General features: G+C 41.4%; 22 protein-coding genes. 9 read left to right on the forward strand and 13 right to left on the reverse strand.

Going from position 1 to position 23,126, the window contains the following annotated elements:
- Positions 1-117: 117 nt before the first annotated feature.
- Positions 118-879: an alpha/beta fold hydrolase gene (locus tag RIC88_RS17270; protein WP_350218820.1), complete on the reverse strand. Its 762-nt coding sequence runs from the start codon at positions 877-879 to the stop codon at positions 118-120.
- Positions 880-992: 113 nt separating this feature from the next.
- Between RIC88_RS17270 and RIC88_RS17275 the strand changes: the two genes are divergently transcribed.
- The 4 genes from RIC88_RS17275 to RIC88_RS17290 are packed head-to-tail and all read left to right on the forward strand — an operon-like array spanning position 993 to position 6,358.
- Positions 993-2,351, forward strand: a complete 1,359-nt coding sequence (locus tag RIC88_RS17275; protein WP_350218821.1) for an alanine/glycine:cation symporter family protein — start codon at positions 993-995, stop codon at positions 2,349-2,351.
- A gap of 60 nt (positions 2,352-2,411) precedes the next feature.
- The gene (gene trkA, locus RIC88_RS17280; RefSeq protein ID WP_350218822.1) at positions 2,412-3,752 is read left to right on the forward strand and encodes a Trk system potassium transporter TrkA; all 1,341 of its coding nucleotides are present in this window, start codon (positions 2,412-2,414) and stop codon (positions 3,750-3,752) included.
- 3 nt (positions 3,753-3,755) lie between these two features.
- A complete protein-coding gene (locus RIC88_RS17285) occupies positions 3,756-5,213 on the forward strand; it encodes a TrkH family potassium uptake protein (RefSeq protein ID WP_350218823.1) in 1,458 nt (485 codons plus the stop codon).
- A gap of 50 nt (positions 5,214-5,263) precedes the next feature.
- A complete protein-coding gene (locus RIC88_RS17290) occupies positions 5,264-6,358 on the forward strand; it encodes a prolipoprotein diacylglyceryl transferase (RefSeq protein WP_350218824.1) in 1,095 nt (364 codons plus the stop codon).
- 49 nt (positions 6,359-6,407) lie between these two features.
- Here the strand turns inward: RIC88_RS17290 and RIC88_RS17295 are convergent, their stop codons facing one another.
- A complete protein-coding gene (locus tag RIC88_RS17295) occupies positions 6,408-6,641 on the reverse strand; it encodes a hypothetical protein (RefSeq protein WP_350218825.1) in 234 nt (77 codons plus the stop codon).
- A gap of 255 nt (positions 6,642-6,896) precedes the next feature.
- On the opposite strand from RIC88_RS17295, the gene clpB reads away from it, so the two are divergent.
- Together clpB and RIC88_RS17305 are read left to right on the forward strand one after the other, a co-directional pair.
- Positions 6,897-9,512: an ATP-dependent chaperone ClpB gene (gene clpB / locus RIC88_RS17300; RefSeq protein ID WP_350218826.1), complete on the forward strand. Its 2,616-nt coding sequence runs from the start codon at positions 6,897-6,899 to the stop codon at positions 9,510-9,512.
- A gap of 86 nt (positions 9,513-9,598) precedes the next feature.
- Complete coding sequence (locus RIC88_RS17305) at positions 9,599-9,745, forward strand: hypothetical protein (RefSeq protein WP_350218827.1); 147 nt, start codon at positions 9,599-9,601, stop codon at positions 9,743-9,745.
- Between the two features lie 28 nt (positions 9,746-9,773).
- Here RIC88_RS17305 and RIC88_RS17310 read toward each other — a convergent pair whose 3' ends face one another.
- The 7 genes from RIC88_RS17310 to RIC88_RS17340 all read right to left on the reverse strand — a co-directional run bounded on the left by RIC88_RS17310 (position 9,774) and on the right by RIC88_RS17340 (position 16,799).
- On the reverse strand, positions 9,774-10,295 hold the full coding sequence (locus tag RIC88_RS17310) for a DinB family protein (protein WP_350218828.1): 522 nt from the start codon (positions 10,293-10,295) through the stop codon (positions 9,774-9,776).
- Between the two features lie 153 nt (positions 10,296-10,448).
- Positions 10,449-11,114, reverse strand: a complete 666-nt coding sequence (locus RIC88_RS17315; RefSeq protein ID WP_350218829.1) for a DUF4097 family beta strand repeat-containing protein — start codon at positions 11,112-11,114, stop codon at positions 10,449-10,451.
- A 1-nt stretch (position 11,115) separates the two neighbouring features.
- Positions 11,116-11,898 (reverse strand): DUF4097 family beta strand repeat-containing protein, encoded by a 783-nt coding sequence (locus RIC88_RS17320; RefSeq protein WP_089354995.1) that lies wholly within the window; start codon positions 11,896-11,898, stop codon positions 11,116-11,118.
- A gap of 50 nt (positions 11,899-11,948) precedes the next feature.
- Positions 11,949-12,680, reverse strand: coding sequence for a HEAT repeat domain-containing protein (locus tag RIC88_RS17325; RefSeq protein ID WP_350218830.1), 732 nt, complete (start codon positions 12,678-12,680; stop codon positions 11,949-11,951).
- 34 nt (positions 12,681-12,714) lie between these two features.
- A complete protein-coding gene (locus tag RIC88_RS17330) occupies positions 12,715-13,254 on the reverse strand; it encodes an RNA polymerase sigma factor (RefSeq protein ID WP_350218831.1) in 540 nt (179 codons plus the stop codon).
- Between the two features lie 67 nt (positions 13,255-13,321).
- A complete protein-coding gene (locus RIC88_RS17335) occupies positions 13,322-15,253 on the reverse strand; it encodes a TPR end-of-group domain-containing protein (RefSeq protein ID WP_350218832.1) in 1,932 nt (643 codons plus the stop codon).
- Between the two features lies 1 nt (position 15,254).
- Complete coding sequence (locus RIC88_RS17340) at positions 15,255-16,799, reverse strand: MFS transporter (protein WP_350218833.1); 1,545 nt, start codon at positions 16,797-16,799, stop codon at positions 15,255-15,257.
- A gap of 166 nt (positions 16,800-16,965) precedes the next feature.
- Here RIC88_RS17340 and RIC88_RS17345 point away from each other — a divergent pair, with 166 nt between their 5' ends.
- Together RIC88_RS17345 and RIC88_RS17350 are read left to right on the forward strand one after the other, a co-directional pair.
- Positions 16,966-17,505 carry a zinc ribbon domain-containing protein gene (locus RIC88_RS17345; RefSeq protein ID WP_350218834.1) on the forward strand — a complete coding sequence of 180 codons (540 nt, stop codon included), beginning with the start codon at positions 16,966-16,968 and terminating at the stop codon, positions 17,503-17,505.
- Entirely contained in the window at positions 17,492-18,256 is a 765-nt protein-coding gene (locus tag RIC88_RS17350; RefSeq protein WP_350218835.1) for a CPBP family glutamic-type intramembrane protease, read from the forward strand. Before RIC88_RS17345 ends, RIC88_RS17350 begins: the two co-directional genes overlap by 14 nt.
- 6 nt (positions 18,257-18,262) lie before the next feature.
- On the opposite strand, the gene RIC88_RS17355 is transcribed toward RIC88_RS17350, so the two are convergent.
- On the reverse strand, positions 18,263-18,991 hold the full coding sequence (locus tag RIC88_RS17355; RefSeq protein ID WP_350218836.1) for a DUF3667 domain-containing protein: 729 nt from the start codon (positions 18,989-18,991) through the stop codon (positions 18,263-18,265).
- 50 nt (positions 18,992-19,041) lie between these two features.
- On the opposite strand from RIC88_RS17355, the gene RIC88_RS17360 reads away from it, so the two are divergent.
- Positions 19,042-19,338 (forward strand): hypothetical protein, encoded by a 297-nt coding sequence (locus RIC88_RS17360; RefSeq protein ID WP_350218837.1) that lies wholly within the window; start codon positions 19,042-19,044, stop codon positions 19,336-19,338.
- Here RIC88_RS17360 and RIC88_RS17365 read toward each other — a convergent pair.
- From RIC88_RS17365 to RIC88_RS17375, 3 genes are all read right to left on the reverse strand, one after another.
- A complete protein-coding gene (locus tag RIC88_RS17365) occupies positions 19,335-19,703 on the reverse strand; it encodes a response regulator (RefSeq protein ID WP_350218838.1) in 369 nt (122 codons plus the stop codon). The genes RIC88_RS17360 and RIC88_RS17365 overlap by 4 nt on opposite strands.
- A 1-nt stretch (position 19,704) precedes the next feature.
- Positions 19,705-21,672 (reverse strand): tetratricopeptide repeat-containing sensor histidine kinase, encoded by a 1,968-nt coding sequence (locus RIC88_RS17370; protein WP_350218839.1) that lies wholly within the window; start codon positions 21,670-21,672, stop codon positions 19,705-19,707.
- Positions 21,673-21,738: 66 nt separating this feature from the next.
- Complete coding sequence (locus tag RIC88_RS17375) at positions 21,739-23,112, reverse strand: right-handed parallel beta-helix repeat-containing protein (protein WP_350218840.1); 1,374 nt, start codon at positions 23,110-23,112, stop codon at positions 21,739-21,741.
- Between the last annotated feature and the right edge of the window lie 14 nt (positions 23,113-23,126).

The raw sequence follows: 23,126 nt of genomic DNA on the forward strand, positions 1-23,126 counted from the left end.
TGTCATTTCGAGCAAAGCGAGAAATCTATACTATTGATACTTGGCCACTTATAAGGAAAAGATTTCTCCTTTCAGTCGAAATGACATGATAAAACATCTTTTGAGATACATTTTCGCTTATCCAAGAAACTCCATTACCATTTCACCTAGTTCCTTTGGCTTCTCTGCATGTACCCAGTGGCCCGCGTCTTTTACGGTTGCTACTATTGCTTTTGGAAAGTGCTCACGAATCAAATCATGGTCTGCATCGGTGATGTAATCCGATTTACCGCCTGCAACAAATAGTGAAGTTCCATTAAAACTCACGTCACCTTCAATTCCCTCACCTACTTTTTCGATCGACTTTTCAATCGCATCAACATTTAGTTTCCAGTCAAAAGAACCATCTTTTTTCCGATCCAGGTTTTTGAGAATAAACTGACGAACTCCCATATTGGAAATCACTTTAGCCATCTGATCATCCGCATCCTTTCTGTTTTCAAGATTATCTAAATCTACGGAATGAAACCCATCAAAAATTTGCTGGTGATGCGGAGGATAATATTTAGGAGCGATATCTACCACTACCAGCTTATCAACTTTCTCAGCGTGTTGTGTTGCGAGATGCATCGCCACTTTACCACCCATAGAATGGCCAAGGATATGAGCCTTTGACAACCCCTCATCTTCCATAAGCTCAATCACATCAGATACCATCAAGGTGTAATCAAACTCATCACTGTGTGGTGAGTTTCCATGATTCCTTAAATCGACGAGATAAACTTTAAACTTCTCTGCGAAAACCTTTCCTAAGGTCTGCCAGTTGTCAGAGGAACCAAAAACACCATGCATGATAATGAGGGGCTCTCCCTCTCCTAATGTTCTAAAATTAAGCTTCATTAAATTTTAAGTTAATTTCCGATCTTTAGAATGATCAAAATAGTCTTTTTGTTCACTTCAATACTTATTAAAATCTACTTGGATCAAAGATACATATTACCTTCACGCGCTTTATGAATTCAATTAGTACGTTTTTATCTGATGCTGTTGCCTTTATCTGGGGTCCACCTTTATTGATCCTACTTCTGGGAGGAGGGCTTTTTCTCCTGATTTATTCGCGCTTTTTGCCTTTCCGATTTCTCCGTCATGCCATCAATGTATTACGAGGTAAATATGATGACCCAAATGACCCGGGAGAGATCAGTCACTTTCAGGCGCTATCGGGTGCACTGGCAGCAACCATAGGCATGGGGAATATAAGTGGTGTTGCTCTGGCAATAGCAGCGGGTGGGCCAGGCGCCATGTTTTGGATGTGGGTGAGTGCCTTCATAGGCATGGCAACAAAATATTTTACCTGTACTCTTGCTGTGCAATTTCGTGGCAAGGATTCCGAAGGGAACGTACAGGGAGGCCCTATGTATGTTATCAGAGAAGCTTTAGGAAAAAAATGGATGCCTTTAGCCGGATTTTTCTGTGTTGCAGGATTTTTTGGAGCTACGCCTGTCTTTCAAACTAATCAGATGGTTGCTGTATTTAAGAATGTGGTGCTTATCCCAGCCGGAATAGAAAGTTCTTTTTCTGTTAACCTAACTATCGGAGTTGTGATTGCCATTCTCGTAGCAATCGTTATCCTGGGTGGTATCAAACGCATTGGGAGTGTAGCATCCAAACTCGTTCCTTTTATGGTTATCTTATTTGTGATTGGGGTTCTTACTATCATGATTACTAATCCCGGAGAGATTATACCTTCTTTTCTTTTCATTATTGAAGATGCGTTTACAGCAAAAGCAATGCTTGGAGGTGCTGTGGGAGCAGTAATCGTGGAAGGAGCAAAACGAGCAGCTTTTTCAAATGAAGCTGGAATAGGGATGGCTCCATTGATGCATGGTGCCGCAAAAACTAAAGAACCCGTAAGAGAAGGACTTGTTGCGATGCTGGGCCCTGCAATTGATACGATCATAGTCTGTACAATGACTGGTTTGTGCATTTTAATTACCGGAGTTTGGAATAGTGGAGAGGCAGACGGTATTGTAATGACTGCAAAAGCTTTTGCTATTGGGTTACCTGGGTTTGGTCCTTATGTATTAATGATCTGTGTAATGGTTTTTGCCATTACAACCATTTTTGGTTTAGCCTATTATGGTCAGAAATGTTTGTCGTTTTTGATTGGAGCTAAATATGGAAGATATTTTTATTATTGGTACATAGCTCTGGTTTTGGTTGGTTCAGTAGCGTCACTAACAGATGTGGTCAATTTGGTTTTTGTGGCCTATGGCCTAATGGCTGTTCCAACCATGATTTCCACTATTGTGCTGGCACCAAAAGTGATGGCTGCAACCAAGAAATACTTTAGTGAAGTATATAATTCATAATGTTTTGGAATACTGGCACTTAGATACAATATCTTTGCGGCCGATATCATTTAAGATAGGATGAGAATTGTAATAGCAGGAGCAGGAGAGATGGGGTTTCATCTTGCAAAGCTTTTAACAGCAGAAGAGCAGGATATTGTAATCATAGACTCGAATGCTTCCGTTTTGGAATATGTGTCTCAACATCTCGATGTGAACACAGTTAGAGGAAGTTCCACATCTCCCAGGGTGTTAAAGGAAGCAAATATCGGCAAGGCAGATCTGCTGATTGCCGTTACTTCAATCCAGGAAACCAATATCACGACTTGTATTCTAGGAAAAAGCCTTGGTGCAAAAAAGACCATTGCTCGAATTTCCAATACCGAACTTCTCCACTCTCGTGAGGAGCTGAACCTAAGCAATGTAGGGATTGATGAAATTATCTCTCCGGCATCATTGGCAGCCAGGGAGATTAAAAGACTTTTGAAGCAATCCGCACTTACTGATACGTTTGAATTTGAAAAGGGAGTGCTTTCCCTTGTCGGTATCACCGTGGATGAAGACTCTCAGCTTTTCGGAAAAACACTTACTGAAACAGCATACCTAAATCCGGATCATAACTTCACTACTGTAGCTATTCTTAGGGATAACAAAACAATTATTCCATACGGTGAAAACAAATTTCAAAATGGAGATCACGCATATTTCATTGCTCAGCCCGATGGGATTGAACGAGTAACTGCTCTCGCCGGGAAGGAAAGTTTTGAGATCAAGAACGTGATGATTCTAGGAGCTAGTAAAGTTGGAATTAACACAGCTAAGCTGCTCAGTAAGAAATACAACATCAAGTTGATTGAGGCAGATAAAGAGAAATGCCTGCATCTGGTGGACGAGCTACCGGATACTATGATTATCCATGGTGATGGAAGGGACATTAATCTCCTTAAGGAAGAGAGTATCGACAGAATGGATGCGTTTGTAGCCCTGACAGAAAACTCAGAAACCAATATCATGGCATCTCTTGTTGCCAAAAATCAGGGAGTAAGAAAAACCATTGCATTAGTTGAAAATGTGGATTATATCCACCTTTCTCAAAGCATAGGAATTGACACCCTCATCAATAAAAAATTGATTGCCGCGAGCTTTATTTTCCGGTACATTCGTAAAGGAGAGGTTTTGAATATTGCCGGTATTCACGGTGTTGATGCGGAGATTTTGGAGTTTGAATTAGGGGATAAATCCAGGATCATGGAAAAAGAATTGAAAGACCTTGACTTCCCTAAAACGGCAATTGTTGGAGGGGTGATCAGAGATGGAAAGGGAATTGCGGTAAGAGGTAATTTTGAATTTCAACCTAAAGACCGTGTAGTGGTCTTGTCAAAACCTGAATGTATCAGAAAAGTAGAGAGCTTCTTCAAATAGTTCATGCAGTTTAACTACAAGGTAATTTTTAAAGTCATCGGGATTTTACTCCTCATCAATGGAGGATTTATGCTGACCTGCTTACCATTTAGTTTTTATTATGGAGAAGGAGGACATGTCGCTCTGATCAGCGCTTCGCTCATTACCATCGGAAGCGGGGGACTATTGATGTTGCTCACCCGAAATCTGGAAAACAACGACATGCGGAAAAAAGATGGCTACCTAATAGTGACCCTGGGCTGGCTATTTATGTCTTTTTTCGGGTGCCTTCCTTATATCCTCAGTGGCGCTATTCCGGATTTAACAAACGCATTTTTTGAAACGCTTTCCGGATTTTCTACAACGGGGGCTACCGTGCTTACAGACATTGAATCCGTCCAGAAAGGAATACTGTTTTGGAGAAGCCTCACACAGTGGATCGGTGGAATGGGTATTATCGTGCTAACGGTAGCAATCTTGCCGCTTTTGGGAATTGGAGGTATGCAGCTGTTTGTAGCAGAAGCTCCCGGTATTTCGCCGGATAAGCTACAGCCCAGAATCAAAGAAACTGCAAAGCGTCTTTGGATCATTTACTGCGGGCTGACGCTCACAGAGATGGTACTCCTTTGGGCAGGTGGAATGACCTTTTTTGATGCAATCAATCATAGCCTGACCACTATGGCAACAGGCGGGTTTTCCACAAAGAATGCCAGCATCGCATATTATTCAAGCCCATTCATACAATATGTAATCATTGGTTTCATGTTCCTCGCAGGAACCAATTTCACCATGACCTATTTTGGACTTCACGGGCGGTTTAAAAAAGTCCTGAATAATGAAGAGTTTAGGTTTTACCTGTTTTTCTGCGTTTTTGTTTCAATTATAGTGGGCTTGCTCATTTTCAATCTGGGTCATGACACTTTTGAGAAATCCATGAGAGATGCCCTTTTTCAGGTGGTTTCAGTTGTGACTACCACCGGATATGTAACTCACGATTATACCGCATGGACATCTTTCCTAACTGTATTGTTCTTCCTGCTCATGTTTGCCGGTGGCTCAGCAGGATCCACAGCGGGAGGGGTAAAACTTGTGAGACATATCTTGCTTATTAAGAATAGTTTATTAGAACTGAAAAGAATCCTTCATCCATCAGCAATTATTCCGGTACGATTCAATGGCAAATCTGTGAGTAGAGACATTACTTTCAATGTGCTTGCATTTATCATGATCTACATCCTGATTATGTGTTTTGGTACGATTGCGGTTTCATCATTTGGCATAGATTTTACTACTTCATTAGGAGCTGTAGCAACGACATTAGGAAATATTGGCCCGGGAATTGGACATGTGGGCCCGGTGGATAATTTTGCCCACCTTCCGATGGGTGTTAAGTGGATACTTTCATTTATGATGTTGCTAGGACGTTTGGAGCTTTTCACTGTACTTATTCTGTTTACACCATTTTTCTGGAGAAAAGTCTAAGGCCTTTCATCAGATTGGGTCATCTTTGAGCGTCTCATAAAAAAATTGAAATGAACACCCTCAGCTATATCATTTGGACGTTTGATCCAGCCATTTTCACGATTCCATTTACTGATTATGCCCCAAGGTGGTATGGGGTGCTTTTTGCATTAGGCTTTTTGCTATCGCAGCAGGTGTTTTTTAGAATCTTTAAAGCTGAGGGCAGACCGGAAAAAGACGTAGAAAGAATAACCGGATATATGGTGCTGGCAACCATCATTGGTGCTCGCTTAGGACATTGTTTGTTCTACAATCCAGACTACTATCTGTCTAATCCGATTAAAATCCTGATGATTTGGGAAGGTGGACTTGCCAGTCATGGGGGGGCGTTAGGGATCTTAGTGGCTATCTACCTGTTTTGTAAAAAATATAATTATCGATACCTGTGGATATTGGATCGCCTGGTAATAGTTGTAGCATTGACGGGTGCCATGATCCGAACTGGGAACCTGTTCAATTCGGAGATGGAAGGAACACTAACTAATTCAAACACAGGGATTGTGTATGCAAGAGCAACAATGGACGTGTTGAATTACTCTCCCGATGTTGATGACGTCTGGTTTGAGAAAGGCGGAGAGATGCAAAGCACGGAGGCTGGCATTGTTCCAATAACTATTTTCATCGAGTACAGAAGGGGATACAAGTTTGAGCTAAAGGACAAAATGTATGTGGAAAATCAAGTGAAAAGTACACTTGACAGATACACCGAAGTAGCAGAACACGTGGACTTTGGCGATGGGCCACTTATTTATAAAAACTACCAGCAGGATGGTAAAGAGCTCGTTGAAATTTCAGCATTAGGAAAGGTACGCCATGCCGCACAGCTTTACGAAGCGCTTTATTGTTTAATACTTATGGTTGTGCTTTATTGGCTTTGGATCAAGAAGCGAGACGTACTTCCTCAGGGATTCAATTTTGCACTTTTTATGATCGTACTTTGGTTCCTCCGTTTCGTGGATGAATACTTCAAGATGAACCAGGAAGCATTCGAAGAAAACATGGCACTCAATATGGGGCAGATTCTTAGTATACCATTAACGATCGCAGGAATCCTGCTCATGTTCTGGGTCTTCCGCCAGGATCGAAAGATGTCAGATTTCAAATAGTATAAAAAAAGGGAGCAGTTGCTCCCTTTATTTTTTGAAATCAATTTTTTTATTGATCTGCTTCTTCAGCCATTTCATCAGCAGCTTCCTCAGCTTCGGCAGCCAGGGAATCAACAGCTACGTCAAGAGAATCCATTGCATCGCCAGCCGCGTCTTCCATTTCATCCATTGCGCCTTCAGCAGCTTCTGTTGCATCTTCTGATTCAGACTCTGATGATGATGACGATGAGGTGCAAGCTCCTAGGAATGCAACCATAGCTAATAGTAATAGTACTTTTTTCATTTTGGTCAGGTTTTTAAATTGAACCCTCAAAATTAGGGGTATATCACTCATAAACAAACGAAAACCCCGATTAAGTAAAAATATACCGAACAAAAGTTTATCATTTTTAGAAATATTTGCAATAGCAAGTACCTGACTAGTTGTCTTGATTTATGAATCACCATGAAAATAATCTGCCAAATTGTCTTGAAATAGTGCAATTAAATCATTGGAATAGCTTTTGTTTTCTTCCGATCGTACAATAAAATGCGACTAATGAACTTTAATAATTATACAATCAAGGCACAAGAAGCCTTACAAAAAGCAACAGAGATAGCTTCTGGTGGTGGACAGCAGGTTATTGAGACAGGACATTTACTCAAAGCAATATTGATGTCTGATGAGAACCTGGTTTCATTCATTTTGAAGAAGTTAGGGGCAAATAAGCAAATGATCTCTAACCCACTTGATCAGTTGGTAAATAATTATCCAAAGGTTTCAGGTGGACAACCCTACCTTTCCAATGATGCAGCCAAAGCACTCCAAAAAGCTGAAAAGTATCTCAAAGATTTTGGTGATGAGTATGTTGCTGTAGAGCATATTATTCTGGGTGTATTATCAGGAACAGATAAACCAGCTCAGATTTTGAAAGATGCTGGTTTTCAGGAGAAGCAATTAATTTCTGCAATCAAGGAATTAAGAGGAGGAGAGAAGGTGACTGATCAAAACGCCGAATCTAAGTATAGGTCCCTTGAGCGATATTCAAAAAACCTCAATGAGCTCGCCAAAAAAGGGAAGATAGACCCGGTCATTGGGCGTGATGAAGAGATCAGGAGAGTACTACAGATTTTGGCACGAAGGACAAAAAACAACCCGATTTTACTCGGTGAGCCCGGTGTAGGTAAGACAGCTATTGTAGAAGGCATGGCTCAGCGAATAGTAGATGGAGATGTGCCTGAGAACCTAAAGTCAAAAACAATTATTTCCCTGGATATGGGTCTGCTTGTTGCCGGAGCTAAATATAAGGGGGAGTTTGAGGAGCGACTAAAAGCGGTAATTAAGGAAGTCACAGATAGTGATGGAGAGATCATACTTTTCATTGACGAGATCCATACACTGATTGGTGCAGGAGGAGGAGGCGAAGGCGCCATGGATGCGGCAAACCTGCTGAAGCCTGCATTAGCCCGGGGAGAGCTTCATGCCATAGGTGCGACCACACTTCAGGAGTATCAGAAATATATTGAAAAGGATAAAGCCCTTGAACGTAGGTTTCAGTCTATTACGGTGGACGAACCCAGTGTTACCGATGCGATTTCTATTCTTAGAGGGATTAAGGACAAGTACGAAGTACACCACGGTGTTCGCGTGAAAGATGATGCGGTAATTGCTGCTGTTGAACTTTCCAATAGATACATAGCAGATCGTTTTTTACCGGATAAGGCCATTGACCTAATGGATGAAGCGGCTTCAAAGTTGCGGATTGAAATCGACTCACTTCCGGAAGAATTGGATGAATTGAATCGAAGAATCATGCAACTTGAGATTGAGCGCGAGGCGATTCGTAGAGAGAAAAACAAGGAGAAAGAAAAACAGCTGAACAAAGAGCTTGCTGATCTGGAGGGTGACCGCAAGGAGCTAAAAGCCAAATGGGATAATGAAAAGTCAGTAATCCAGGGTTTACGTGAGGAGAAAGAAAATATCGAAAACTATAAGCTCGAGGCTGAGCGTGCAGAACGAGCAGGTGAGTATGATAAGGTGGCTGAGATTCGATATGGAAAGATTGTGGAGGCTGAGAAAAAACTAACGGAATATCAGGAACAGCTCTATGAAATGCAGGGAGAAAAGAGTCTGCTAAAAGAGGAGGTAGATGCTGAAGACATTGCCGAGATAGTTGCAAAATGGACAGGCATTCCGGTTTCAAAAATGCTCCAGAGTGATCGGGAGAAATTAATTCACTTGGGAGATGAGCTAGGAAGAAGAGTGGCCGGACAGACAGAGGCGATTCAGGCTGTTTCTGATGCGGTGAGAAGAAGCCGTGCAGGATTGCATGATCCAAAGCGACCGATAGGCTCATTTATCTTTCTCGGAACCACGGGAGTTGGTAAAACAGAGCTGGCTAAAGCATTGGCGGAATATCTGTTTAATGATGAGAACTCGATGGTCCGAATTGATATGTCGGAATACCAGGAACGACATGCGGTAAGCAGATTGATTGGGGCGCCTCCGGGATATGTGGGGTATGATGAAGGTGGTCAGCTAACTGAGGCGGTCAGGAGAAAGCCTTACAGTGTGATCTTGCTTGACGAGATTGAAAAGGCACACCCTGATGTATTCAACATTCTGCTTCAGGTATTGGACGATGGAAGACTGACTGATAATAAAGGCCGTGTTGCGAATTTCAAGAATACCATCATTATCATGACTACCAATATTGGTTCAGGTGTGATACAGGAGAGTTTTGAGAAAATGGATGAGAAAAATCCGGAACCGGTTATTGAAGAAACAAAGAACCAGGTATTCGAGTTGCTGAAAAAATCAGTTCGTCCTGAATTCCTGAACAGGGTGGATGAAACGATCATGTTCCGACCGCTGAGTAAGGAAGACCTTCAAAAGATTGTTGGTATCCAGTTCAAAATCATCCAGAAACGACTGGAGGAAAACGGAATTAAGATAGAAGCCGATAATAAAGTGTTAGCTCATCTTGGCAAGATTGGGTTTGATCCACAATTTGGAGCCAGACCATTGAAGCGAGTGCTGCAGCGAGAGATTCTTAACGAGCTTTCAAAAGAGATTCTGGCTGGCAACATTGCAAAAGATTCTGTAATAGGAGTCACACTTTCGGATAGCGAAGAAGTGGAGTTTTTGAACCTGGATAAGGTAGCCATTGACTAATGGGGTTCACATCAATACCAATATCTCCCTCTTTGGAGCGGTTCGACGTTTCGAGGGTGGGGAGAGGATTTTAAAAAAAATTTGATGTGAAAACCATTTGGAAGCTTTTAAAAAGGATTTTTTGGGTGGCGATCATCGGAACGATGATCGCTTTTCACAATACTTATAAGCAGGAATTCAAATCTCTCGATGATGTTAGGCAGGAGATCATTGAGGAAGATGAAGAAAAGTAGAGACCGGCATGGAACCGATCTCTTTTATTTAAAACAACTTATACTTCGGCGGGACAACACCATTCATACGTAGATAAACTGCCGCCTGTCCTCTGTGATGAGATATGTGCTCATGGGCTTTTTGTATCCACGCCAACCGAGTGATTTTGAAAGGGCCTCTTTCTACGATTTCGCCAAACCTACTCGCATCCATGTTTTTAATTGACAGAATGGCGTAATCAAAACTTTCTGTTACCATCCGCTTTACTTCTTCTTTGGATTGGAGGGAGGCATCCTTTTCCAAATTTGCAGTTGCGTAGATTTTGTCAGCCCCTGTTCCGTTGCTCACCAAGCCAATCGTTCCTTGAGCGGAATGAAGAAACTGTTCAGCAAAGGTTCTTACATCATCTGCCGGTTTGTACCCAAACTTATCCGCTGGCATGGCATCAACATATTCAAGCGACATGGCTTTGGCTCGTTCATAGTCCGCAATTAGCGTTTCAATACTGGTTTGGGCAAAGCAAAAGCTCGCGGTAACCAATAGTAGGATTAGGCATACATTTTTTTTCATAGGAGTCGTGTTTGATTTCACAAATAACAGGAATGCATCCTATATCCCTCACAAATTCAATTTTTACTGAATTTATTTTCCATCATAACGTCCATAAACGATCTTATTTCCATGATTGTCGGAAAGGATAAGGTGATCAATGGTGTTTCACATTTATCCTTTCCTCAAATAAATATTTCCACTGATAGACTCAAATGATGATTCAACACCACCGTTGCTTATTCTTCCACGAACATCTTGTCCAACAACCTGACGCAAGCCTTCTTTGCCATAGGGATAGTTGATCTCTAGGTCGGAAAAAATCTCTCCCGAGATAGTTTTCGCTTTAAAGTCCATTCCGTTTCTTTCTGGGATGGTCACATCGATTTCGCCCGAGATAGTCTTGAGATCCATTTCAGCTCCAAAGTATTCAAAAGCATAGTCACCGGAAATGGTCTCAGATCTTACATTCATTTTCCTGGGTAGATACACCGTGTAGTTGATGGTAGATGTATAGCTGCAGTTACTCCATTTCCCGTTCTCCTTACTGATCTTCTTCCACATGTCCTCATCCATTTCTATGTAAATGGTACTTGTCGATTTGGATGAATTGAGCGTGAAAATATCATTGTCTTCACCGTCATTGATTTCCACCATAACCTCCACGAGTACTTCATTTTTATCCCATGTTTTAAACAGGATGTCGTCTGCAAAGGCAAAATCCAGATCAAGATTGGTTTGCCCGGCCACAGCTACAGATTCTGTGACCTTTTTTGGCTGTGCCGACAACCCAAAGGTCGCCAGGCAAAGCAAGATCAAAAGTCCTTTTACGCTTTTCATATTATTCTGCTTTTCTAATGTAGATATCTCCGCTTATGGTCTTTAAAGTAACTTCTACACCACCACCGTTTAGTTTTCCTGTGGCATTTTGACCTCCGACTCTCCGAATATTTGATTCCTCACCAAAATCAAACTCTACGCCTGTATATACTCCTCCAGAAATGGTTGACATTTTAAATGTCCCTTTTACCGATGCGGGCAAAGTGACATCAATGTCTCCACTGGTAGAACTAAGAGAGGTCGGTGTTTTGCTGGAGAGCGAAGCGAACGACACGTCTAAATCCGAGCTTAATGTGTGTGCCACAATTGGGCCTGTCACGTTAATGAATTCCAAATCTCCCACCTGACTTTTGGCTTCAATCTCTCCTGCCATTCCTCTGACAACCACATCCCCGGCCTGCCAGCTATTGTAGTCTATTTTTAGCATCAGGCTTTTGGGTAAATACATTTTGTACTCTGCATCATCGGCTTCCCTATGAGCGCCTGAGATAGAAATTCTGTTTCCTTCCTGTTTGATGCTAAGTCCTATCCCTGTGTTTTCCGGGCCTGTTGCTGAAAGTGGCTTTAGTCCGGCCGCTTTCTCGGGAAGTCCGTCATAGTTGCTTACTTCTATTTTAATCTCAGAGCCTGAGGTACCTTCGATTTCAATATCTGCAAAAAGGTTATTGATATCGACCCATGTTTCCGCTGCATTACCCTTTACAGCCATTGTATAGCTTGTTTTCTGTTGGGCCACCAAACTGACGCTCGTCAGTAATATTAGTCCTGCTATTATCTTTTTCATTTTTATATTGATTTTGAATTTTGATTAATAATTAAATAGTACCGGTATTTTTATGTCAAGACCTGAATGGCAATTTCTGCCTGCTGTTTTACTTCAGGTGTTGTTTCTTCTTTTTCGATTATATCCTTGAGAGGAGCTATGACGCTTCGCTCTTCTGCCTCTACCAAAATGGTAATCATAGATATTTGAATGAGGGGATCATTTTGTCCCTCAAGGGATTTTACAAGCTCTGCTCTTACATCTTCATTATTGATAAACTTTTGTAAAGCCTGTAGAGCCGCATATCGTACGTTTGGACTTTCATCCGAATTGAGGGTAGAGATCAGGGTTGAAACTAGCTGCTTATTAACCGTGCCTTTTTCCTCAATTTGATTGACCGCCATGATTCGCTCACTTGCTGAGTACCGTTGCAATGTGCTCGTTAGTGTTACTTCTTTGAGTGATTGTACTTCATCTTTTAGCGCCATCAACTCATTAGATGAGTCCGTGCCGGAGAACTTTCCTGCTCCAAATCCTATGATAAGTAAAGCCACCGCAGCAGCTATCTGCAGCCAGGACTGATTGCCGGAGACTTTGTTTTTCTCTTTTTCGATAGCTGAAAGTACGCCTGCCTGCACATGAAATGGAACTTCTACATCTCCTGATGTACTCATGGCTTCAACCACTTCCTTCAACTCATCATATCGCTTTTTCAAGTTTGAATCGCTGGCAAGCTGCGCTTCCAATTCTTCATTGGGCTCACCTTCAATCAGCGCTATCAGTTGTTCATCTGTCATTTTCATTTTCATCAACTTTAATTTGCTCCGGCCATGCCGGTTAGACTTCCTCTAATTGGAAGTATGCTTCTTTCAATTCTTTAATGGTGCGGTGCACCTGTACTTTTATGTTACTCACTGTTGTATCCCGCATCTTGGCTATTTGCTCATATTTCATTCCCTGAAATTTGCTCAACACTAACAGTTCACGTTTTTCATCTGACAACTCTTTCATTGCCCGATGCAGTTTCTTCTCTCTTTCGAAAAGCTCATCATCTCCAACATCCTCCCTTTCCGGTATCACCTCCACCGGGTTGAATTGATCTTTGTGGATTTTCATTTTTCTGAAATGATCCTTGATCATATTCCTGGCTATCTGAAAAATCCAGAACTGAACAGAATGCCCTTCTTTATAAGAGTTTCTGTACTTCATCACTCGGATGAAAAGCTCCTGTGTCAGGTCGTCACTGTCGGCTCGTTCCAATGTGGACTTGAGAAAGTAATTGTAGATGCGCTTGCTATAGCGACTAAACAATTCATTCAGGTAATCCAGCTGTCCTGCCTTGACCAGGGACATTAATTGTTCGTCTGTTGTCTCCAAATTCAACCAGGTTGTGTTGGTAATGCAGATAAGTTACAAGGAAATGGAAGGAAGGTTACAGGTCGGTTTAAAAATTATTTAATCCGACTTTTTTGAGCAGGCTATTGAACCTTGGGCTTTCATGAAGCGGCTCCCAGATTGGGCTGAGGTGAATAAGTAATACGGAACCAAGGCGCTGCTCAACTACTTTTTCCAGATAATTCAACGATTCTTCTATTCTGCCAAGTCCGGCATATAGCGTGGCAAAATTGAGGTAGTTGGTTTCCGGTGGGCTGTTTTGGGCATCCTCTTCCAATTGCTCAAGATAAAATGTTGCTTGCTCCATTTCCCCTTTTAGGGCATAGGCATATCCTAATTGTACATAGGGCTTAATGGCATGAGCGGTTTCCTCTTGCAGAAAAGACTCAAAGATTTGAATAGCCGTTTCATGATCCCCTTTCATCAGGTGAGCCCAGGCTTTGAAATCCAATGCTGACTTAAACTCAGGATCCTGCTGAAGGAGCCAGTCATATACCTCAATCGCCATATCATAATCCCTTCTCAGGTAATAGATATCTGCCAAGGTTCGATTTGTAATCAGTGAGAGTGGGTCGACTTCCCGTGCCTTCTGAATTGCCTCCAGACTCTTTTCTAAATCGTTTTTCACAAGAAAATATAAAGATGCTGCCTGGTTTGCTTCGGGAGATTTAGGATTGATATCTAGTGCTTTATCCAGATATTCTTTCCCCTTGTCAAAATTCCACTTTGCGAAAAGGTCTATCAAACCAAGCGAGACATATCCATTTTCATTTTTGGGGTCAAGGTTTAACGTTTTCCTGGCTGCCTCCTCTGTCAGTCGGTATCCTTCCGATGGGGTCATGAAGCCAGTAAAAGACATCAACCCGTAAGAAAGTGCCAGTCCGGAATATGCTTGTGCATATCCTGGTTCGAGCTCAATTGCCTTATTAAATGATTCAACTGCTTTTTGTGCGTTGATGGGTGTCCACTTATTATAATAGAAGAGCCCCTGCAAGTACACATTGTATGCCTCAATGTTGATGGCCTTAGTTTTGTCGTGATCTTCCAGTCCTTTTTTGGACAATCGCTCTTTTAGCTGCTGAGCGATTTTCAAGGATATCTCATCTTGGACTTCAAAAATATCTTCCAGGGTACGATCATAGGTTTCGGTCCACAGTTGATACCCATCAAACGTGCTGCTAAGCTGGGCCACTATTCTCACACGATTCCCGGATTTTCTTACACTTCCGTCCAAAATAGATTGAACTTCTACCTGCTTCCCGATTTCACGAACATCCATTTGCTTCCCCTTAAAGGAAAAGGATGAGGTCCTTGAGATAACCCTCAACTCTTCCACTTTGGCCAGTGCTGTAATGATTTCTTCGGTAATCCCGTCACTGAAATATTCATTTTCAGGGTCTGCACTTCGATTGATGAAAGGCAGAACCGCAATGCTTTTGATTCGCTCCTTTACTTTTCCTTTGAGATCTGTTCGTTGTGGCACAACTAGCCCCTCATTGGTTAGCGCATACACCTCAACCGGCTTCAGCACATTCTTCAACTCAAACTCACCCATGAGTAAGGGGCGGAAAGCCTGATGGTTTTTAATGTCATCAAACACCTTATCTGAAATCATAACTGATCCCGGCACAGAAAATGATTCGATCCTGGAAGCAATGTTTACTCCATCACCATAAACTCCTTCATCTTCTACCACTACATCTCCAGCATGGATTCCCACCCTGAGAGGGATTTTGTTTTGAATGGAAGAAAGCTGAATAGACAGTGCTGAATTCGCCGCTGAAATGGTACTACTAAAAATGGAAAGAGCTCCATCCCCATAATATTGAAGAATTTGTCCATCGTGACCTTTAATTTCTTTTTCCAAGATTTGACGATGCTGATCTCTAACCCCCTTCGCGTTAAACTCATCTTCCTGCATCATGGCTGTGTAACCGGCCAGATCGGTGAACATAATTGCGCTGAGTTGTCTTCGAGCCATGTTATACTTTCTTTCCCTCCACCATAAAATAGGCAATGGCCGCCGATAAAAATGCGAGCCCCGCACTTATCCAGCAGACAATTTGATAAACATTAATGAACGACAGATCAAAAATTCGGTTCACTGAAGCCTGAAGTTCTTTGCTATAGTCTTTTGAGGCTACAGCTTCACCTAGCTTAGTGGCCTCATCCATAACCTCATTGGTAATGCTTGCTGAAACCTGCATTCCCTGCAAAGACTCTTGAACAAAACTTCCAAAAATCAGAATTACTATGGCCCCCAAAATAGCATTGATAATCGTTCCCGATATCCTGGTCACACTATTGTTAATCCCTGAAGCTATCCCGCTTTTACTATCATCTACACAAGCCATCACAGCGGTCGTCAATGGCACCACAGTAATTGACACACCAAGTGCGAAAACAAGAAACGGCGGAAAGTAAGTTGTCCAATAGGCTGAAGGCCCATCCGTCATACCTATGAAAGCAAACCACACACAGCCCAGGCCTGTAACTGTTGGACCAAGGATCAGGAAGCGTCTTGCTCCGTACTTGCTGGTCAGCTCGCCCATTTTTCTTGCGGCAAGTACCATTATAATTGAGAAAGGAAGAAAAGTGAGACCTGCCTGAAGCTGAGAATAGCCTTGTACCTGAATAATGTTAAGCGAAAGGAACAGCATAACCGCTCCCATTCCTGCGTATAAGAAAAAGCTTAAGAGATTAACTCCCGAAAACGTAAGGTTTTTAAACATGGTCAACGGCACCATTGGCTCATCTACTTTTCTCTCCACAATGACGAACAGGGCCATAAAAAATGTACCCAGAATTAAGCTCGTGATAACCACCCAATGCTGATACCCAAGCTCCGGCATTTCCAGAAAGCCGAAAGTCAATGCCGATAAACTGAGCACGAGTAATACCGCTCCCCACCAATCAATAGCAGATACTTTCGGTTGCTTGCTTTCAGGGACTTTAAGCTGCAAGGCAATGATAGACAATAATCCAAGCGGTAAATTGATAAAGAAAATAAGCCGCCAAAGACCAGCGTCAGCTAATGCTCCGCCAAGCACAGGTCCGCAAATCGTTACGATGGTAGTAGCTGCCGACCATGTGCCAATCGCTTTTCCTTTTTCCTCTTTGCTGAATACTGCGGAAATAATGGAAAGACTCCCGGGAATCATGAATGCTCCACCTATCCCTTGTATGGTTCTAAAAGCTATAAGCTGGGTGATGTCCTGTGATAACCCACATAAAGCAGAACCGATCGTGAATACTAGTATTCCGAATTTGAAGACTTTTACACGGCCTAATTTGTCCCCAAGACTTCCTCCCACAATGATTAAGGCCGCAAGCATCAACAGGTAGCTATTTAGCACCCAGAAGAGGTCTACTCCATCCGCCTCCAGATCTTGCTGAAGAGAAGGGAGGATTACATTAAGGGCTGAACCGTCAATAAATGCCATGCTGGTTGCAAGAATCGTTGAGAACATAGTCCATCTCCCGGTGGGGCAGTTGAGGGGGTAATGGTGCTCCGTTTGAGTAGACATTATCTCAAGTTACTCAAAAAATACTCTCATTGTTGATCCTCTATTTCAATCAAGTTTTTTGACTATTTCATCGACTTATTTTTACATTTTTTATCGATTAGTTTAATATTGAAATCAAGACTTATCTCACCTAACGCAGATTCAACTTAACCTAACCTTTTTATTTATGAATCAAGAAAGCTTAACCTGTTCAAATTGTAAATCGACTATCGCAGATTCTGATAGTTTTTGTGCCAACTGTGGATTCCCTGAACGAGGGATCGATGATGAGAAAAACAAGTTTCACTATCGAGTTAAGCTAAAACAGGATGTGGTGAAGGATGCAGAGAAGAAAGTTAGAGGTGTTAAAACCATGCTTTATATCCTTGCTGGTCTAAACCTTGTCTTAGGCGTTGTTTTTATCTTTTTTATGGACTCTGACTTAACCTTCGCTGATGGGTTAGGTTTCTTAATAACTGCTTTGGTTTTTACTGGGTGTTCAATTTGGGTGAACAAGCAACCATTAATTGGAGTAATGTCTGCTTTTGGGTTTTACATTTTTCTCCTTGTCCTGTCTGGCATCTTTGATCCCAATACTATTTTTCAAGGCTTGCTACTTAAAATAGTCATTATTGGTGTTTTCATTAAGGGAATAAACTCTGCTAGAGATGCTAAGAAATATAGTGAGCAGTTAGCTGAAATGGGCATTCAAAATGGAAGAGGTTGAAATAATTCATTGCCACAATTGTCAGGCTGAACAAACACCAGGCTACAAATTTTGTGGTAGCTGTGGTTCAAAAAACTTAGAGCTTTTTAAGCAAAAGGTTCAGGCAAATAATAAGTTTGATATCAACCTAAAAAGGCTTGCGCAATATTCTGTATTGATTGTAATCGCACTTGTGATTAATGCTATGATTGACACAACCCTTGAGTCAGTTGTCGCAATAACTATTGGTTTTGCAGTAATAGATATTGTGTTTGCTGTGTCACAACCTAGTGTGTGGAAAAGTGTCTTCAAGTCGGTCAGCTTGAAACCTTTTTTATGGATTATTCCGGTTTTTTGTCTTTCCGGAATAGTGATAGGTTATTTGGTTGACTCTTTGAATAGCGTCCTCTTCGAAGGGCAAATATTTATAAGCTATAAAGATTTGTTTTTGGATACAGATGCGCCCTTGATTTATTCACTCATAATCATTGCATTGTTTCCAGCTCTTTTTGAAGAACTTGCTTTCCGTGGCTTTTTATTTGATAATTTCAAAAATATTGTTGGTGTGAATTCTGCTATTTGGGGGTCTGCATTTCTATTTGCCCTTGTTCATTTTTCGCTTTTAAGTCTTTTCTGGCTATTTCCATTTGGACTTATTCTGGGATACATTAGAAAAAAACATGCAACAATTATTTATGGAGTGGTGGCTCATTTCGTTCATAATGCCACTGTAACTATTGTTGAACATTACTACGGGAGCCTGGTTTTTTAAATCAACTCACAAATAAAAGATCAATGCACCCACCCCACTAAAGATGATCATGGCTGATATCACATACATGATGTTCAGAATGACAAGTTTGAAAAAAGTGGTGATCCACCTTTGCTCATACACGCTTCGTAAAGCAAAGAGCAAATACAATTGAAGAAGAAAGACGGTTATCATAAAAGACCACTGGCTTAGAAAAACACTGGTTGGAAAAATATGGTCGATTAGGATAACCATGATAGTTAGGAGAATGAAAATAAAAGCGTGGTAATGAACTGAGAAAATAAAGTGGGTCAAATAAAACCTTCCGGGCTTTCTAAAGAGAACATAAAGAAATAATGCAAAGAGAGGTAGTAGTAAAAAGAATAACCGAGGGAACCACACACTGAAATAAGCATCCAAAAATTCCGCCTCCTCTGTTTTTTCTACTTCTATGGTTTGCTCTACAGGCCCAAGTATCAGGAAGAAAATGATACTGATGAAAATAAACATCCGTAATGGTGGGATGTACTTGACTCTTCTTCCGGCTATAAATTCATTTGTAAGAAATCCCGGTTTGAAAATTAATGGTCGAACGCTTCGAATAATAAGTGAGTCAAAAGTGAAATAGTCGCCAAGGAAATCAAGTATAAACTGCTTGAAGTGCACCACTTTGTCCTTATGCTCCTGACCACAGTTGGGGCAGTATTTAAACCCTTTGTCAAGTTTTGTTTCACAGTTTTTGCAAATCCTTTCCAATATTCCCTGTTTACACTAATATTGATGAACATCGAAAATACTTCGTTGCATTGAGGAATAAACTAATCACCACTTTTCTTTTCATTCTGGCTGTTTCAGGTGTTGCGTCAGGTCAGCGCATTGTGGTGGATTCAACATCGACTAGCAAGTATCTAATTGCTGCTAAAAAAAGCATAGCTCCGCCTAAACAAGATGAAGAGCCGACCTTTAGTGACCGTGCGGTATCTATAGGGCTGGGAATCCTGAATCGATTAAAGGCGAGGTTAAACCTTGAGGAAGCTGCGGAGAGCATCAAGGATAAAAAAGAAGAAATTCTAGGAAAACCGGAAGAAGAAGACGGAGGTTAAGCTGCTCCGTTCAGGTGATGCTCAATCTCTGACCGATCAAAAGGTTTAGTGAAAAACTTTTGAATCTTATTTTCCTTGAGTGCCTGGTCTATTTCATCATTGAAAGCGTATCCACTTAAAATAAAATACGGAATGTCATTTATTTGTTCCTGAGCTTTTTCAATAAACTGAACTCCATTCATTTTAGGCATGTGCATGTCGCTGATTACTGCGCGTATCCGATTTCTGTTTTCTTCCAACGTTCGCAATCCCTCTTCCGGTGAATTGGCTACCAGAACGTCTCGTGATCCCTCAAACGCTATCTTAAAAAGTAGCAGATTCGCCTCTTCATCGTCAATGTATAATATTGCCGGTTTCTCACTCATTTTATAAAGGTAGCTGAATTATAAATTTAGTGCCACCCTGAGGGCTTGATTTTACGTCAATATGCCCATTGTGTTCTTCTATGATTGAAAATGTGATGAATAAGCCCAGCCCAGTTCCTTCGCCCGGAGCTTTTGTGGTAAAGAAAGGGTCGCTGATTTTCATTAGGTTTTCTTCAGGGATTCCTTCACCATCGTCCTCAATCCAGATCTCCATCATATCGCCTTTTTTGCGTGTAGTGATTTCTATCGTTCCTTCTGTCTTTATAGCCTGCTCTGCATTGGCTATAATGTTCATCATGGCCTGGTGAAGGCGACCCTCGTTTCCTTTTAAGACCGATCCCTGACTAGTGAAATTGGTGATTATCCTGATTCTGTTTCGGATTTTACTGTGTAGGATCAACAAGCAGTTTTCTATGATCTCATGAATATTGCATCGCTCATCGATATCGGGTCCTTTCCTGCTAAAGTGGCTCAGGCTTTTCACAATATTAGTTGCCCGATCCACACCTTCATTTACTATTTTGAAGTAGGATCTTAATTCCTCATCCCTGTTGTCTTCGAGCTTTTTTGAAAGTGCTTCAATGCCGTTCTTAATAAAATTTAAAGGATTGTTTATCTCATGCCCCACCCCAGCGGCCAGCACTCCAAGTGAGGCCATTTTTTCAGAAGTGATCAAAAGCTTTTGGGTTCGTTTTAACTCCTCGTTATTTTGCTGTAGCTCCTTATTCTTTTTATCGTTTTTCCGTAATAAAATAATCATCACGATCAGCAATGGAACTGTGATGATAATGATCAAAGTAAACAACTGGTTTGTAATTACCTGATTCCGAATCTGAACCTGCTGCTCTGACAGCTTAAACCGGTCTTCCTCTTCCTTTAATTTCAGTGGTATCAAATTAAGGTTGCGCGACACAACATCCAGAAAAAGAGAGTCTCGTAGGTTTATGTATTTTTTGAGATATTCATTCTCCAGCTTGGTGTTCCCCGTATTTTCATAAATGGAAGCATAAAGCTTCAAATTCTCCAGCTGTTGTTGTCGCAGCTGCATTTGTTTTGCTTTTTCATCACCTGAATCGAGAAAGTCGAGGGCCTGGCTATAGTTTCCAGACTTCATAGCATGCTGCGCAAGAAAATAATTTGCTTCAGCGATTCCCTTTTTATCATCAATGATTTTGCTGTTTTCCAGTGATCGCTGAAAATAGTAATAAGCGGAATCATAATCACCCCGCTCTAAAAGTACACCACCAATGCCCCTAAGGGAAACTGCTCCCCAGTTGATGTTTTCTATCTCTTCGGCCAATTTCCGACCTCTCCTGAAATGGCTCAAAGCACCATCCAGCTTGTTCTGCTTTAAGTAAGTAAGTCCAACATTGTTGAGGGCATAAACCTGATCATCTTTTTTGTTTATTCCAGTAGCTGCCCCAAACGCCTGGTTAAAATATATTCTAGCCTCATCATATTCGCCAAGGCGATCAAATATGAGTCCTATATTGTTAAGTGTTGTTGCCATTCCATATTCCTCACCAATTTTCTCTTTCATCGCCTTGGCACGCAAGAGATACTCCAGGGCAATTTGATAACTCCCCAGATTATAATAAAGCAAGCCGATGTTGTTGTACCCATTGTTCATCAATGAGGAATCTTTCAAAAGTGTTGCGAGCGCCAGTGCCTTTTGATTGTACTCCAATGACTGATCGTAATCACCTTTGTAGTAATACACACCAGCAATTAGCCTTAAAGATTTAGAAATAAGTATTGAGTCTCCAATTTCCTGAGCGAGGGTGAAAGCATCTTCTCCATATTGCATGGCTTTTTCAGGATAATTCAGCCAGGTATCCAGAATAACATTATGTAATGCATCTACTTTCTCATTTCCTTCTGAAGATTCCACAATCTCAATAAGGCTATCGCTTTGTCCTGATAGACATAGGGAAAATAAAATGCTTAATATGTAAGTTGCCTTCCTCACCCCCAGAAGATATTCTCAAAAGATAACAATAAATAAACGAAAAGAGTGGGGTGATTAGATGGTTGGTTATTGTTTTTCGATGCGCTCAAAAGCTCCTATATCAGGATTCTCATCCCTGTCATTTCCAGGAAGATCAATTAGCACTCCCTTCTCAGCACCTTTGTCTTTTGCAAAAGCCAGGGTGTCGAGCTGGTAATCATTAGAAAATGCATCCACAAAGCCAGGAAAATTAAACTCCTGCGAAGTGAAATTGTTAGTAATTTCCTGCCCAGAGCGAATAATGTTTGAGATGAGTGAAAGTGAAATATTAGCTCCACCACCATTATTGATTAAAAGCTCTTCATCTGCTGTTCCCCAAACTATGCAGTTTGTCATTTCTACTGAGAGGTCTGCCGTTAGCAATTCATTTTCGCCAATAACAATGTTATCTGAAAACTGAACGGTTGGCTGATCCTGAACAAATAGTGCTGGTTCATTTGAAAAGGTGCAATGTGTAAGGCTATAATTCCCTCCGGCAAAACCTCCAAATATGTAGTTACCACAGTTGTAAATTAGTGTGTTTGTTACTTCAATATCTGATGTAAAAGCAAGCATACCAGCAAGACTCATATTGTAGATTTCCGTATTGGACACCACAACATCAGGCCTGTCATCATCATCCGGTGTTCCCACCCGCAAACCAACCTGTCCGTTGAAAATATCAGCAAACGCAACCTCATTGTCCACACTTCCCTCCAGGAAGTAAATCCCGTTCCACTGTCCCGGTACCTGATCATAAATGCCATCAAAGCGTGCATTTCTAAAAATGATATGGTTTGCAGAATCTCCAATAGCTTTTAGGGTACCCTGCACAAACATGATTGCATCATTTTCAAAATAAATCTTTGTTCCCTCCTGAATGGTCAATTGGCAACCACTGGAAACTAGCAGGGTATCAGAAATTATATAAGGTCGGCTCTTTGTCCATGTTTCATTGCAAATACTTTCGTTTCCAATCGTGTTACCATCTTGCCCGTAGGCAATCAATTTCACATGTTCTTCATTGGTGTTCCATCTGAAAATTATGGAGTCTTTTACCAGATAGGGAAGGTCTTCACCACGCTCTTTTACCTTGACCTCCACCAAAATCATGATGCTGTCTCCGCCTAGTATTTTTTCGTTGAGAAGTCGGTTTTCCCTTCTCCCGTTGATGATGACCTGATAATCAGAGGTTGATCGCTTTCCCAGGGTGATTTCGGAAAGTTGGATGGCCTGTTCATTAGGGTTGTAGATGGTGAGTCTTCTGGTGCTACTTCGCCTTTCAGAAAGTAGTGTATCAAAAGACACACTGTCATTGCTGAATACCAACGTCAAACCCGGATCGAACGAAACGGACTCTTCATCGGGCGAGCAACCAGCCCAGATTAACATTGAAAGTAGAATTAAGAGAAAGCTTCTCATTTGATGATATAAAC

The organism is Ekhidna sp., from assembly GCF_040220215.1.
Taxonomy (GTDB): Bacteria; Bacteroidota; Bacteroidia; order Cytophagales; family Cyclobacteriaceae; genus Ekhidna.

Coding starts and splice junctions, on each gene's coding strand:
- RIC88_RS17270 (WP_350218820.1), bottom strand. CDS start 879: ATGAAGCTTAATTTTAGAACATTAGGAGAGGGAGAGCCCCTCATTATC.
- RIC88_RS17275 (WP_350218821.1), top strand. CDS start 993: ATGAATTCAATTAGTACGTTTTTATCTGATGCTGTTGCCTTTATCTGG.
- trkA (WP_350218822.1), top strand. CDS start 2,412: ATGAGAATTGTAATAGCAGGAGCAGGAGAGATGGGGTTTCATCTTGCA.
- RIC88_RS17285 (WP_350218823.1), top strand. CDS start 3,756: ATGCAGTTTAACTACAAGGTAATTTTTAAAGTCATCGGGATTTTACTC.
- RIC88_RS17290 (WP_350218824.1), top strand. CDS start 5,264: ATGAACACCCTCAGCTATATCATTTGGACGTTTGATCCAGCCATTTTC.
- RIC88_RS17295 (WP_350218825.1), bottom strand. CDS start 6,641: ATGAAAAAAGTACTATTACTATTAGCTATGGTTGCATTCCTAGGAGCT.
- clpB (WP_350218826.1), top strand. CDS start 6,897: ATGAACTTTAATAATTATACAATCAAGGCACAAGAAGCCTTACAAAAA.
- RIC88_RS17310 (WP_350218828.1), bottom strand. CDS start 10,295: ATGAAAAAAAATGTATGCCTAATCCTACTATTGGTTACCGCGAGCTTT.
- RIC88_RS17315 (WP_350218829.1), bottom strand. CDS start 11,114: ATGAAAAGCGTAAAAGGACTTTTGATCTTGCTTTGCCTGGCGACCTTT.
- RIC88_RS17320 (WP_089354995.1), bottom strand. CDS start 11,898: ATGAAAAAGATAATAGCAGGACTAATATTACTGACGAGCGTCAGTTTG.
- RIC88_RS17325 (WP_350218830.1), bottom strand. CDS start 12,680: ATGAAAATGACAGATGAACAACTGATAGCGCTGATTGAAGGTGAGCCC.
- RIC88_RS17335 (WP_350218832.1), bottom strand. CDS start 15,253: ATGGCTCGAAGACAACTCAGCGCAATTATGTTCACCGATCTGGCCGGT.
- RIC88_RS17340 (WP_350218833.1), bottom strand. CDS start 16,799: ATGTCTACTCAAACGGAGCACCATTACCCCCTCAACTGCCCCACCGGG.
- RIC88_RS17345 (WP_350218834.1), top strand. CDS start 16,966: ATGAATCAAGAAAGCTTAACCTGTTCAAATTGTAAATCGACTATCGCA.
- RIC88_RS17350 (WP_350218835.1), top strand. CDS start 17,492: ATGGAAGAGGTTGAAATAATTCATTGCCACAATTGTCAGGCTGAACAA.
- RIC88_RS17365 (WP_350218838.1), bottom strand. CDS start 19,703: ATGAGTGAGAAACCGGCAATATTATACATTGACGATGAAGAGGCGAAT.
- RIC88_RS17375 (WP_350218840.1), bottom strand. CDS start 23,112: ATGAGAAGCTTTCTCTTAATTCTACTTTCAATGTTAATCTGGGCTGGT.